The organism is Christiangramia aestuarii (assembly GCF_009735585.1).
GTDB classification, from domain to species: domain Bacteria; phylum Bacteroidota; class Bacteroidia; order Flavobacteriales; family Flavobacteriaceae; genus Christiangramia; species Christiangramia aestuarii.
The window spans coordinates 403260-417220 of sequence record NZ_VJVW01000002.1; the positions used below are offsets into that span (position 1 = coordinate 403260).

The following is a 13961-nucleotide window of genomic DNA, read 5'->3' on the forward strand; positions in this document are numbered from 1 at the left end:
TAGCTCACAAAAACTATACGTTATAACCTGAAAATCACTAATTTAGCATTATTAACTATTATACCAACCAAATATTTATAATTATGTTATACATCAAGAAACTACCTGTTTTCGTCTTAATGTTCGCAATGTTATTTGCGACCTCCTGCAAGGATGCGGAAAAGAAGAACGAAGAAGTAGAAACTAAGACCGATTATTCGGCAAACGAATTACCTGTAAATACAGATTCTGAAGAAGCCATGGAGGCTTTTAACGAAGGAATGGAGTATTTCGACAACGGAAACAATAGGAAGGCCCGTGCCAAATTTGACGAGGCCCTGCAGCACGATCCAGATTTCGTATCGGCCCAGATGTACAGGACCTATACCGCGAACTCTGCTAAAGACTGGTCTACCAATCGCGAAAAGTTCATGGCCATGCGTGACAAGGCCAATGAAAGCGAAAAAATGATGATGGATATTACCGAAGCCGGGGTAAAGAGCGATGTAGACAGGGAGCTGGAAGTAAGCAAAAAAATGGTCGAAAAATATCCAAAATCGGCTCGGGCGATGGATAACCTGGCCATTTTTTACGATAATAACGACCAGGAAGAAAAGGCTCGTGAACACTGGAAAAAAGCCCTGGAATTGAACCCTGAGTTCGTTCCAGCCATGGCCAGCCTTGGTTCCTCTTACCTTTTCGATTCTCCCAGGGATAAACAACAGGCTAAGAAATATTTTGATATGCTGGTTAAAACCGCTCCTAACAGCCCGCGATCACATATTTTAATGGGAGACTATCACCGCGATCAGGACCAGTTGGACCAGGCTCTTGCGAGCTACGAAAAAGCCGCTTCGCTTGACCCTGAAGATGAGATAGCCCTAGCAAAATCTGGTCATGCCAACTCTATTCTAGGAAATTATCAGGAGGCGCGGAAAAATTTCAAGGATGCCCGGGAAGTAAGTGAGTTTGGCACCAATCTTTCTGCTGAAGCAAATACTTTTGTATACGAAGGCAATTCCAAGCAAGCGCTGAAATTCCTGGAAGAAGGAGCAAATTCTCTCGACAGTCTGGATATCCCTGAAAGTAACCGCAACATTGGTAAATATCAGGCCGCATATACTGCGGCGCATATCGCCATGCATGATGGCGATGCCAAACGCCTGGCGCAGATCGTGGAAAGGATGAAGCCTATTTCGCAGCAACTGGTGAGCGACGCGAACAGCCCTGCGGTTACCGCGAACCAAAAAGCGCTAATGAATTACTGGGATACCATGGTTCTGGTAAGCAATAAAAAATACAAAGAAGCTATGGATAAGGCTGAGACGATAAAGCAGGCTGTAGATTCTATAAATAGCCCCGATAAATTAGAACCTTATCACAGGGCCCTGGCGGTAATCAACTATCATATGGGGAATACAGATAAGGCACTGGAACACATCAAGCAAACCAACGAAGATTATATCCACGATGAATACTGGATGGCCAAGATCTATGAAAAAGCAGGCGAAAAAGAGAAAGCCATGGAATTATACGAAGAGATCGCCGAAGAAAGATTTAATTCCATAGAATTTGCCTTAATAAGGGATGAAGTGAATAAAAAAGTGAGTGAAAGCAGTCAAAGTTAAAAAATAAAATAAGCCTAATTTTGCTAATGAACCCTTCAACATCTGTTGGAGGGTTTATTATTCTATAATGTTGAATAAAATTTCTGACCAGGGTAATCTTAGAAAATATAAATCAGTTGCATTAAGAATTGATAAGATCTCAGTGATTACAAGATCGATCTCGCCAATGTCGAAAAGCATGTATTTCGAAAAACTTTTTTCAGCAAAATTTAATCATTGGCCAGTCTTTTCCTTTCGTTACTTAATTGAACAATAAGGTCATCTATTTGATCCCTTAAATCTTTATGAACCATCTCGTATCCAAAATCCCTGTTAATATGTATATCACTAATTAAACCTTCCAGTCCCTCAATTTTTTTCATCTTTTCCAGGTAGGGATCAATCGCGGGTAATTCAAGATTGTTATTACCAACAACAGTGTCTCCGGTATACTGCAGTACTTTTGTCCTCATTTCATGCTCCAATACTCCATTCACCTTTTTCCTGAACTGAAAATTGAAAGTACCCCACTCTTCTTCTAAATCTTCTCTATTCTTTAAATCGCTGTAAAAAGCCGCCAGATTCTGAACTATCGCCTTATTCGAAATTATCCCGATAGAACCTGTATTTTGTAGCTCATTCCAGGTATTTCTGCTATAATTTCTATGTGGCAGAAACCAGGTATGACTTAAGGCAAAATACCATTGCTTTTCTTCATTTTTAGTTAGAGGCACCTTGTATGCCTTTAAAAGAAGACCTGTATTTTTCAGTTGTATACCATTATAAGCAATGTACCATTCTGCAATTGAATGGTTAAATTGGAAATCCCGTAATAACTGATCTATATAATAGGCTTCTCTAATTCTTGTTTTCCTATTCTCATTCCAGTTATTAATCTGCAAAGCAATAAGTATCCCAATAACCACGAGTATCACCTCTCCTACCGCATACAGAAGATAGCGGGTAAACCGATTCTCGGCAAGAAGCCGTTTCCTTATTTTCCTTAAAAAAGAGATCATTTAGATAAAAGTTACCAGCACGTAATAAAGTACGATCACCAATAGCAATACAAACTGAATGGCCAGGAACTTCAGGGCCTTCTGTACATTCCTGAATTTAAGGTCTGCAATCTTGGCATTGATGAATATTTGCTGACCTAACTGGTCGAACAACTGGTCTTCGTCAATGCTAATGGAGAAGAATGTCCGCGAAAATTCCTTGATATCACCAAACTTGGTGATTACGTCCCCAAAAAAGAAAATATTGCGGTCATATTTAGACTCTATCCGGGGCATAAAACAACGAATACTGTAATAAATAGAAACCACGGCACAGGAAAACCAAATGGTAAGAAGAATATAAATGATGGTATTACTATCAAAATGATCGAGCACCAGGCCAATATTCTGGTAAACAAAATTCAAGAGGATCCCGTAAAACGAAAGTATTAAACCCGCCTTGATCTCTGATGCTTTTATAAGGCTGGAAACATAGCTTATACTCCCCCAGTAATGGTCAATAAGATCATCTGTATGCTTATTCTTTAAATGTGCTGAAGGTTTGGTATCAGTTTTTTCCATAATAAAACTTACGGGCTCCCGGCAGTTCTGGAAACTTTAGGCAGCCTTTTATTAGGTTAGTTAGAATTCTGGCCCAGACTAGTAAAGAATATTGTCCAGGATCTTATCCAGGGTATTCTCCATCATGCTGAATTTCTTATCGGAGAAGAAGACCTCAAACATCTCGCGTCTAAGCTCTGCGATCTCTTTATGGGAATATTCGTGCATTACCAGATTATCCTGAATCTTTTCCAGGCTTTCCTCCTCGGTATCGCCAGAATACTCCTGGTACATTTTTTCAAAAGTTTCCTTGCTGGTCTTGGACTTTATCAGTGCGATCTCCTCTTCAGTCTCATTAGAATCTGCATTTGCACAAAGCAGTAGAATATATATCTGCAGTTCATCCTTGGTCCAGTGTTGCTGTTCGCTACTCATAATTTCATTTTTTTGGTGGGTTCAGAATTTATTATAAGCTTCAAATCGGTTAATCTTTCCAGTTCAAAAAGGATTGGGGAACTTTTCACAGCATCATTCAAGATCACTTCTAATCTACTAAATAATTAGTAAACAAACACTTAACACTTATATCTATTTTTCTAAACACTGAATAATTTGAATTTAGGATCAGCCTAAAATTTTATTTCACCTCCTGGATTCGGCCGGTTTCCAAATAAGCAATGTGATCTAAAATAAGGCCTCTAAATTTTTTAGTTTCAACCGTTATTATTTTATATATTACTATACCCTTCACATCTAACGACTTACAATTTTACCGGCAAAAAATCAATTATTCATTTAATAAGTCACAGCATGCGCAAATTTCTTCTACTCGTAGCCCTCCCTTTTATTTTTTCATGTTCCTCAGATAGTCCGGAGGTGCCGGATACGACATCTTCTGAAGGCAGTCTTATAAAATCTGAAAAGGAATATTTCTTTGGTGCACTTGAAAAGGAAACCACCTATTATTATAATCCGGATAATACCATCTCGAAAATCGAATTCAATTCTGTTCATGAAGGTGTTGGTAATTTTGAGTATTTCTATGATGAAAACGGTAGGATGGAATATTTCACCCTTTCACTGGTAGATCCATTTGGAGATGAAAGAGAAGAGGTTTCCACCCTTTTCTATGAAGGTGAAAGGATCGCCCGGGTGTGTACCGATATTTCTATGACTAGTCAAAATGACAGCTTTCCAGTTAAACCAATGGTAGATAAGACAGAATTTGAATATAACTCCCAGGGCCTGGTGACCAAGATCATCAGATATTCTTATGGCGATCAGGAAAGCAGCACCTGCGAAGAACTTCCTTATATTGATAGCACAGTAGACATGGAATTTGATACAAAAGGAAATTTATCGCGTATGGAAGATTCTGGCAATTTCTTTGGTTCTAATTACCTTACATATACCCATGACGACACTTTTCATCCTTACCGTAATTTAAAACCCGTATACTACAGGAACATATATAATTACTCTTCAGAAAACAATGTGATTGCTGCTGAAGAATTCGATGCTGACACCAATGAGAAAATTGGATATGTGAAATACGAATATGAATTTAATGAGAATAATTACCCAATTAGACTGGATAAAATATGGAGCACTTCAGATAATAGTATCTATCAGAGCTCAGCATTTGAATATACCTACTATTAATCGGTTAATTAATATTAAAGCCGAATAGAATAAAACTTCAAAGCAAAAAAGATAGGATGTGCTCCCATCTTTTTTGCTTTAAACCAGTCTTTAGGATATTACTCTTTTCTCGCCAAAGTATTATCCCAGGTTTCCACATAAGACATGAATTCCTCAAGCTTGGCCATGGCCTTATCCTGCCCTCCCGCAATTTTGCCCATGGACTTCATCCATTTAACATCATCTGGGGTGGTTTTCCAGTTCAAAGTTTCTATGCCGTCTTTCATATCCCAGATCACCATCATATCATAATCACCATAGGCTAAATGATATGCGGTTGGCGCGTCTATGCCGGCATCCTGGTCTGCCTTGGCAAAATAGTTTTCAATAATGTTCATCGCCGGATCCTTTTTCATGGGCTTGAACTTGATATAAGCGATACTTACCCACTCCGGGTTCTCATACTTTTCGGCTTTCATTTCCTGGGCATAACTGAAGTTTGCCGCAAAAACAAATGCTAGCATCATTAAGATTGTTTTGAATGATCTCATCTTTTGTTGGTTTTAGTTAATAAATGAACCAGAACAAAAGTGGCTGCATGGAAAGATGGGGGGACGAAATAAGTTCTTTCAATTTACTAAAAATTTATAATACCTTGATATCCTATTCTTTATAAATCCCTGAAAAAACCTCTCGAATTTCTATTTTTGCAGCATGGAAAAGAGAAAACTCCGCAACAGCGAACTGGATAGGAAGAGCATCAACGAATTTAAGGAAGCTGAAAAGACGCCTATTATCGTTATCCTGGATAATGTACGGAGCCTGAATAATATAGGTTCTGTTTTTCGCACTGCCGATGCTTTCCTCATTCAGAAGATCTATCTCTGCGGAATTACCGCCCAACCACCCCATAAGGATATTCAAAAGACCGCGCTGGGTGCTACGGAAACCGTGGAATGGGAATACGTGGAAGACAGCCTGCAATTGGTAGAAAAATTAAGGGCACAAGGCGTAAGGGTGTATTCTATTGAACAGGCGGAAGGCGCAAGCATGCTGAATGATTTCCAACCCGAACAGGCTAAAACCCTGGCCGTGGTATTCGGAAATGAGGTCAAAGGCGTGCAGCAAAAAGTTGTATCGGCCAGTGACGGAGTTATTGAGATACCCCAACTGGGCAGCAAGCATTCCCTGAACATCTCGGTAAGCACCGGAGTGGTGCTTTGGGACCTTTTCTCGAAATTAAAACTGGTGAATCCTTAACTAACCGCTTTGTCGATTTCAGAAAGCAACCACAGATAATCTTTCCTGTTCGATACAAAATCGAGCCCTGAAATATCTATCACCTGCACCTTCATATTGCTTTGTGATTTTATGAAATTCAGGTAACTCTTATTGATGTCTACCAGGTAATCTGGCTGAATGTTCTGCTCGTAATCTCGGCCGCGCTTCTTGATATTTTCCAGCAAACGCTCGGTATTCTGGTATAAATAGATATAAAGCTCTGGCTTTACCAGCTCTTTATACATCAAATGAAAAAGCTTGTGGTAAAGGGAATATTCATCCTCATGCAGCGTGATCTTGGCGAAAATAAGGGATTTGAAAACGTCGTAATCTGAAATGACGAAATCCTTAAAAAGGTCATACTGCGCCAGGTCGTCTGAAAGCTGCTGGTACCTGTCGGCCAGAAAGGACATCTCCAGCGGGAAGGCATAGCGTTCCTTATTCTCGTAGAACTTTGGCAGAAAGGGATTATCCTTAAAACGTTCCAGGATGAGTTTGGCATTGAAGTCTTCTGAAACCATGGTCGAAAAACTGGTTTTACCGGCACCTATATTCCCTTCTACTGCAATATAATTACAACCCGGAAAATTGAAATTGAGCTCAGGTTTCTGGAGCCTGTCTGAAGTTATCGAGATCTCTGAAGTGTCGCCGGTCTCCTTCAGCAACTCACTGAATTTTTTACCCGATACCGGATGTTTTTCTGAAGCAGAAATATCGTTCAAAGGCCTTAGTACAAAGCTGCGAATCGGAATTCCGGGATGTGGTACCTGCAGGTTCTCGGCGTCTATCACCTCGTCTTCCATCAAAAGAATATCCAGGTCTATGGTCCTGTTCTGATAATTTCCTGAATCTGAGCGCTCTCTTCCCAGTTCGGTTTCTATTCTTAAGATCTCTTCCAGCACCTGCTGTGCATCCATCCTGGTAGAAACCGAGATGCAGGCATTCAGGAACGAATTTCCTTCAAATCCCCAGGCAGGTGTTTCATATATTTTGGAAAGATCGAGGATCCAACCAATATTTTCATGTATCTTTTCAATGGCTTGTTGCATGAAACCTAGGCGGTCACCAAGGTTGCTTCCCATTGCTAATATTACTGTTTTAGGGGATTTCAAAGCGAATTAAGAAAATTTTAATAGGTAGCGCCAAATAATTTCACAGCAAATTAAGCAAAACAAAAGCACATACTCTTAATTTTGATAAAAGACTTAATAACAAAATTTGGCAAAACTCTACCCGAAAGATAAGCTTAAGGCACATCAAATTTACATGGTTTTAAGCGCTCTTTTTATCGCTTCCCTGGTCGTATCCAACCTCATCTTTCAAAAGTTTTTTCACTGGGATTTTTTCGGCATCTATACTTTTGAAATATCGGTGGGAATATTGCCATACCCGGTGACCTTTCTGATCACAGATATCATTAGTGAGGTTTACGGAAAAAAGAAAGCGAACCTGGTGGTGACCACAGGGATTTTCGCCTCGTTCTTTTCATTACTGATAGTGTACCTGGCAGATGCAGTGCCGGCGACCAGCTGGTCTCCCATAGACAATTCCCTTTTCGAGAAGGTATTCGGGGCCACGGCCATCGCGGTCTTTGCTTCTATGGTGGCGTATTTACTGGCCCAGTATATAGACATTCAGCTTTTTCATTTCTGGAAAAGGCTTACCAAAGGCAAGCATTTGTGGCTGCGGAATAATTTTTCCACATTTCTGTCCCAGTTCGTAGACACTTTTTCGGTGCTGTTTTTGCTCTGCAGCTTTGGAAAGATCGAATGGAACCTGTTCGGCGGACTACTTTTAAGCGGTTTTCTGTTCAAGGTACTGGTGGCAGCCCTGGACACACCATTCCTGTATGCGGCAGTTTACGGACTTCGAAGGCTTTTCAATTTAAAACCTGCCGAGGAGCTTAGGTTCGAAACGGTTTAGAAAAAACGATTAAAGACAAATTTTATAATAAAATGAAAAAGGCTTTAAAAATATTCGGATTTGTTCTGTTAACTATCCTTATCCTATTGTTCATTGCACCTTTTGTATTTGAATCACAGCTCAAAGACCTGGTGAAGAAAACCATGAACGACAACCTGAACGCGCAGGTGGATTTTCAGGATATAGATCTTAGCATGTTCCGAAGTTTTCCAAAAGCGACCCTGGTCATAGAAGACCTCAGCATCATTAACAATGCTCCTTTTAAGGGGGATACCCTCGCCCTTGGTGAGGAAGTGACCTTGGAAATGTCGGTCAGGGAACTTTTTAAAAGCAGCGAGGAGCCCAAACAGATCGACGAATTAAAATTCAACAATACCTATCTCAATATAAAGGTAGATTCCCTGGGCCGGGCCAATTATGATATTGCGATAGAAGACAGCAGCAGCACTAAAGGCGAAAGCAAACCCTTCCTGTTAGACCTTAAACATTACGAGATCAATAATTCCCGGGTTAAATATGATGATAAAAGCACGAAAGTAGCCCTGGATATCGAAGACCTGAACCATGAAGGTACCGGAGATTTTTCTCTGAATAAATCTGAGCTCAAAACCTATTCTGAAGCATTGGTTTCCCTTGATTATGATGGCACGAATTACCTTAACCAAAACCTGGTAAGTTTGGATGCCGTATTCCAGATGGACCTGGAAAATCTTAAGTACACCTTCCTTGAAAATGAAGCCAGGATCAATCAGTTGCCGCTAACTTTTGATGGTTATGTGCAGGTAAATGAAGATAATACCGAGATGGACCTTAGCTTTAAGACCCCATCTTCAGACTTTAAAAATTTCCTGGCGGTAATTCCTGAAACCTATGCCAAAAACATTGAAAATGTAGATACTAAGGGAGGTTTTATTGTGAACGGGAGGATCTTTGGAAAATCTGATGATACCTATATCCCGAAAATGGATATAAAAGTAAGCTCCAACAACGCCTCATTTAAATACCCAGACCTGCCAAAAAGTGTACAGGACATCAATCTGGACCTGGTGGTATTGAACGATACGGGACTGGTAGAAGACACTTATGTGAATATCAACAACGCGACTTTCAGAATAGACCAGGACAGGTTTACGGCTAAGGGTAAGCTGAGCAATATTACCGAGAACATGCTCGTAGATCTTGCGGTTAAGGGAAGCATTAACCTGGCCAATATCAGCAAGGCATATCCGCTGGAGCTTGAACAGGACCTCAACGGGCTGCTAACAGCCGATGTGAAGACCAGTTTCGATATGAACTCCATCGAGAAGGAACAGTATCAGAACGTGAAAAGCAGCGGTGCGGCCTCCATAAAAGATTTCAGGTATTCTTCTCCGGAGATCCCTAACGAGGTGAAAATTGCCAATGCCGATATGAGCTTTAACCAAGGTGATGTTAGAGTTCCTAGTTTGAAGCTAACCTCCGGACAAACCGATATTTCAGCTTTCGGATCATTACAGAACTTCATGGGATTCCTGTTTACAGACCAGGCACTAAAGGGGAATTTCCAGGTTCAGTCAAATACTTTTTCTGTAAACGATTTTATGGTAGCCGAAACCGAGGAGATCACGACTAAAGATGAAAACGGGCAGGACAAAACCGTGGCAAAATCTACCGGGAAAGAAGCGGTAAAAGTTCCTTCCTTCCTGGACATGGAACTTAGGTTTACTGCCAACACGGTACTTTACGATAACCTGGAGCTAAAGAATGCGAAAGGCCTTTTGATCATACGCGATGAGACTGCCAGGCTGCAGGATATTTCAACCAATATCTTTAACGGGACCATTGGAGCGAATGGACTGGTTTCTACCAAAAACCCTACCCCGGTATTCGAAATGGACCTGGACCTGAATTCACTGGATATAGCTTCTTCATTCAATAGTCTGGAGCTTATGCAGAGCCTTGCTCCCCTGGCCAAAGCAATTGAAGGTAAGCTTCAATCCACCATCAATATCAAAGGAAACCTGAATGAGGATCTTACCCCACAGCTTTCAAGCGTAGCCGGCAATGCCCTGGCCGAACTTCTCACGGCAGAGATCAACCCTGAAAAAGCAGCCCTTCTGTCTAAACTTGATAGCGAACTGAAATTCATCGACTTTAATGATATAGACCTGAGTAAGCTTAAAACCAGGTTAAGTTTCGATAATGGGATGGTAAAGATCGCGCCCTTCGATTTTGATATTAAGGGAATAAATATTCAGGTGGCCGGGAGCCATGGCTTTGATATGAGCATGAACTACAACCTTAAACTGGATGTTCCAGCTAAATATCTTGGCTCTGAAGTTGGCAGCACCCTTGGCAAATTAAGCGGGGAAAGTATCGCCAATACCATGGTGGAACTGCCTATAGGCATTACCGGTACCTTTAACCAGCCACAGGTAAAACTGAACATGGAGCAGGCGGTGAACAGCCTTACCCAAAAGGTCGTGGAGCAGCAGAAAAGGAACCTCGAAGATAAGGCGGTAGATGCTATCAATGATATCCTGCAGGGAAAAAGGGATCCAAATAAACCATTCAACAAGAACGACAGCACGGCGGTTAAAAACTCAAAAACCGATACCACCAAAAATGAGGTGCAAACCAAAAAGGATTCCATGAACCAGGCGCAACAGAAACAGGTCAAGGATGTAGCCAGGGACATTCTGGGCGGTATTTTGAATAGCAGCAAAAAGAAAACCGACACCACGAAAAAGAACTAGATTCGGGCTATGTTACACTAAATTTGGTTCAAGCAAGCAATAGATGCTAAAATAAAAAATGTCATCTCGACCATAGGGAGAGATCTCATTCAAGCTCAAATCATTCTATAGATTTCTCCGTCGCTTTGCTCCGTCGAAATGACAAACAAGACTGAAGACAGCGTCACCCTGAACTTGTATATTAAAAATGTCATCTCGACCAAAGGGAGAGATCCCAGTCAAGCTCGAATCATTCTATAGATTTCTCCATCGCTTTGCTCCGTCGAAATGACAAACAAGACTGAAGACAGCGTCACCCTGAACTTGTTTCAAGATCTAAATAGATGCTGAAATAAAAATTTCATCTCGACCAAAGAAAGAGATCTCAGTCAAGCTCAAATCATTCTATGGATTTCTCCTTCGCTGTGCTCCTTAGAAATGACAAACAAACTACTGAGGATAAGAGTCGTCCTGAACTTGTTTTTGTACCGTGAAAGATGCTGAACCGAGTTCAGCATGACGTAATTGGAAATAATTTCTAAACAGAAAAATTCAATATCGTTTAATTTCAGTTCCTCGTCACCCTGAACTTGTTTCAGGGTCTCAAAGGATGATTAAATAATCGATGTCATCTCGACCAAAGGGAGAGATCTCAGTCAAGCTCGAATCATTCTAAAGATTTCTCCATCGCTTTGCTCCGTCGAAATAACAAACAAGACTGAAGACAGCGTCACCCTGAACTTGTTTAAGGGTCTCAAAAGATATCCACACTCCTGAACCTCAGGAATGGCCAAATAAATAATCCACTTTAGGCAAGCATCTAAACCAGGACCTTTAGTTCTACCACTAGACCTTCGTTACTTCTTACATTAAAAACGGTACCATCATCGAATATAAGGTACTGGCCTTTGATCCCCTTTAGAATACCCTCATAATAAGGGTTTTTGATAAGGTTAAGCGATTTGACCTTTTCAGGAAATTTCCTCACCGGGAACTTGATCTCGGTTTCCTTGTTGCTGGCCAGGTAATATTCCCTGGCTTCCTCCGGAATGTATTGCTTCAGTTTTTCGCGTTCCTCCTCCAGGTTCAGGTCCAGAATATCATTGGTAAGCATCTTACGCCAGTTGGTCTTGTCTGATACATGATCTTTAAGAGCTACTTCGGTGATGCCGGCAAGGTAACGATTAGGCACTTCTACGATCTCGATGGCTTCATGAGCACCCTGGTCTATCCACCTAGTAGGGATCTGGCTTCTCCTGGTCACTCCTACCTTAACATCACTGGAATTGGCCAGGTAAACCACGTGAGGCTGTAACTGTGCTTTCTTTTCATATTCCAGGTCTCGATCTTCTTCATCCAGGTGAGCTCTGCTTAACTCGGGTTTTATCACCCAGTCTCCGGCCTGTGGAATAGAGGTAAAACAATCGAAGCAGAAACCCTGGCGATAGATCTTCTTTTCCAGCCCGCAATTAAGGCACTGGTAACGAAGAAAGTTCAGACTTATCTTTTTATCGATCAACTGGTTAAAATTGATAAAATCCTTTTCCCAGATTAGGTAGTATTGTACCTCATCGACAATTTCGGTTCTCATTTTGGTTAGAACTCCCTCGTATCTCATTTAAATTTTTATTTTAAGTCTGAATGAAATTTTTGCAGGCTTCAAAGTTTCGATTATTTTTAACCAAATAACCGATGGCCCTTATTTAATAAGGCTTAAAGATAAGAAGAATAATGCCAATTCCATTAGTCAATTCAATAGCTTCATGGTTTCTGAAAAAGAGAATCCACCAAATGGAATTGTTCATAAAATATCCGAACGAGGTTCAGAATGAATTGCTTAAAAACCTCCTATCCAAAGCTAAGAACACCGAATTTGGTAAGAAATATCATTTTTCTGAGATCACCTCTTATGAGACCTTCAGGGAAAGAGTGCCCATTCAGAAATATGAGGATTACCAGGATGTTATAGAGCGTAGCCGTAAGGGAGAATCGAATATCTTCTGGCCCACCCCTATCAGATGGTTCGCAAAATCAAGCGGGACCACCAGTGCGAAAAGCAAATTTATCCCGGTAAGCCAGGATTCCCTGGAAGACTGCCACTATGCTGCCGGAAAGGACCTTTTATGCATCTACCTTAATAACAACCCGCAATCGCAGTTGTTCACAGGAAAGAGCTTAAGGCTTGGTGGAAGCAAGGAATTATACCAGGAAAACGGTACTTCTTATGGAGACCTTTCCGCCATCCTGATAGACAATATGCCTTTCTGGGCCGAGTTCAGCAGTACCCCAAGCAATGAGGTCTCCCTGATGCACGACTGGGAATATAAGATGCAGGCCATCGTAGATGAAACCATTAAGGAGAAGGTGACCAGCCTGGCCGGTGTACCCAGCTGGATGTTAGTCCTGCTGAACAATGTGCTGGAAACAACCGGGAAAGAAAATCTTTTCGAGGTCTGGCCGCAACTGGAAGTCTATTTTCATGGCGGAGTCAGTTTCGAACCTTATGCTTCACAGTACCAGAAGATCCTTCCGAAAGAAGATTTCAGATTTTACGAGATCTACAATGCTTCCGAAGGTTTCTTTGCCTGCCAGGATCACAACGACACCAAAGACCTGCTGCTCATGCTGGACTACGGAATCTTCTACGAGTTCATTCCCATGGACCGGTACGGAACCGAAGAGGAAAAGGCGATTCCCCTAAGCGAAGTGGAGGTAGGTAAAAACTACGCGGTGGTGATCACGACCAACGCCGGGCTTTGGAGATACAAGATAGGCGATACGGTTAGGTTCACCGATACCAATCCTTACCGCATCAAGGTTTCGGGAAGGACCAAACATCATATCAACGTTTTTGGTGAGGAGCTGATCATAGAGAACGCTGAATCTGCCCTTAAAAAGGTATGCCTGGTCACCAATTGCGAGATCATCGATTATACGGTAGCGCCCATTTTTATGGAAGGAAAAGAAAAAGGAGCTCACGAGTGGATCGTGGAATTCAAGACCCCGCCCAGGGATTTCGACAATTTCGTAAAACAACTGGACCTGGCCCTGCAGGAAGTGAACAGCGACTACGAGGCCAAACGTTATAATAATATGACGCTTAACATGCCTAAGATACACCAGGCCAGGAAAGACCTCTTCTACGACTGGCTGAAAAAACATAATAAGGTTGGAGGCCAGCATAAGGTACCAAGACTTTCAAATTCCCGCACCTACCTGGAAGAACTGCTGGAAATGGCATAAAACTTAATTCTTAA

12 protein-coding genes are annotated in these 13961 nt (G+C 41.4%); 6 read left to right on the forward strand and 6 right to left on the reverse strand.

Annotated elements, in window-relative coordinates:
* Window positions 1–83 precede the first annotated feature (83 nt).
* Entirely contained in the window at window positions 84–1607 is a 1524-nt protein-coding gene (locus tag FLP08_RS05820; protein WP_156274957.1) for a tetratricopeptide repeat protein, read from the forward strand.
* A 209-nt stretch (window positions 1608–1816) separates the two neighbouring features.
* On the opposite strand, the gene FLP08_RS05825 is transcribed toward FLP08_RS05820, so the two are convergent.
* From FLP08_RS05825 to FLP08_RS05835, 3 genes are all read right to left on the reverse strand, one after another.
* Complete coding sequence (locus FLP08_RS05825; protein ID WP_156274959.1) at window positions 1817–2605, reverse strand: DUF6090 family protein; 789 nt, start codon at window positions 2603–2605, stop codon at window positions 1817–1819.
* Window positions 2606–3166, reverse strand: coding sequence for a Pycsar system effector family protein (locus FLP08_RS05830; RefSeq protein ID WP_156274961.1), 561 nt, complete (start codon window positions 3164–3166; stop codon window positions 2606–2608).
* Between the two features lie 78 nt (window positions 3167–3244).
* Window positions 3245–3580: a hypothetical protein gene (locus FLP08_RS05835; RefSeq protein WP_156274963.1), complete on the reverse strand. Its 336-nt coding sequence runs from the start codon at window positions 3578–3580 to the stop codon at window positions 3245–3247.
* A 375-nt stretch (window positions 3581–3955) separates the two neighbouring features.
* Here FLP08_RS05835 and FLP08_RS05840 point away from each other — a divergent pair, with 375 nt between their 5' ends.
* Window positions 3956–4807 carry a hypothetical protein gene (locus tag FLP08_RS05840; protein WP_156274965.1) on the forward strand — a complete coding sequence of 284 codons (852 nt, stop codon included), beginning with the start codon at window positions 3956–3958 and terminating at the stop codon, window positions 4805–4807.
* A 98-nt stretch (window positions 4808–4905) separates the two neighbouring features.
* Here the strand turns inward: FLP08_RS05840 and FLP08_RS05845 are convergent, their stop codons facing one another.
* On the reverse strand, window positions 4906–5313 hold the full coding sequence (locus FLP08_RS05845; RefSeq protein ID WP_156274967.1) for a hypothetical protein: 408 nt from the start codon (window positions 5311–5313) through the stop codon (window positions 4906–4908).
* A 187-nt stretch (window positions 5314–5500) separates the two neighbouring features.
* Here FLP08_RS05845 and FLP08_RS05850 point away from each other — a divergent pair, with 187 nt between their 5' ends.
* Window positions 5501–6046, forward strand: coding sequence for an RNA methyltransferase (locus FLP08_RS05850; RefSeq protein WP_156274968.1), 546 nt, complete (start codon window positions 5501–5503; stop codon window positions 6044–6046).
* On the opposite strand, the gene folK is transcribed toward FLP08_RS05850, so the two are convergent.
* Window positions 6043–7179, reverse strand: a complete 1137-nt coding sequence (folK, locus tag FLP08_RS05855) for a 2-amino-4-hydroxy-6-hydroxymethyldihydropteridine diphosphokinase (protein ID WP_156274969.1) — start codon at window positions 7177–7179, stop codon at window positions 6043–6045. The two genes, FLP08_RS05850 and folK, sit on opposite strands and share 4 nt — an antisense overlap.
* Window positions 7180–7333: 154 nt before the next feature.
* On the opposite strand from folK, the gene FLP08_RS05860 reads away from it, so the two are divergent.
* Both FLP08_RS05860 and FLP08_RS05865 read left to right on the forward strand, forming a co-directional pair.
* Complete coding sequence (locus FLP08_RS05860; protein ID WP_156275678.1) at window positions 7334–7990, forward strand: queuosine precursor transporter; 657 nt, start codon at window positions 7334–7336, stop codon at window positions 7988–7990.
* A 32-nt stretch (window positions 7991–8022) separates the two neighbouring features.
* Window positions 8023–10725 (forward strand): AsmA-like C-terminal region-containing protein, encoded by a 2703-nt coding sequence (locus FLP08_RS05865; protein WP_156274970.1) that lies wholly within the window; start codon window positions 8023–8025, stop codon window positions 10723–10725.
* A 799-nt stretch (window positions 10726–11524) separates the two neighbouring features.
* Here FLP08_RS05865 and FLP08_RS05870 read toward each other — a convergent pair.
* The gene (locus tag FLP08_RS05870; RefSeq protein WP_156274972.1) at window positions 11525–12322 is read right to left on the reverse strand and encodes a DUF2797 domain-containing protein; all 798 of its coding nucleotides are present in this window, start codon (window positions 12320–12322) and stop codon (window positions 11525–11527) included.
* Between the two features lie 113 nt (window positions 12323–12435).
* Between FLP08_RS05870 and FLP08_RS05875 the strand changes: the two genes are divergently transcribed.
* Window positions 12436–13947: a GH3 auxin-responsive promoter family protein gene (locus tag FLP08_RS05875; RefSeq protein ID WP_156274974.1), complete on the forward strand. Its 1512-nt coding sequence runs from the start codon at window positions 12436–12438 to the stop codon at window positions 13945–13947.
* The last annotated feature ends 14 nt before the right edge of the window (window positions 13948–13961 follow it).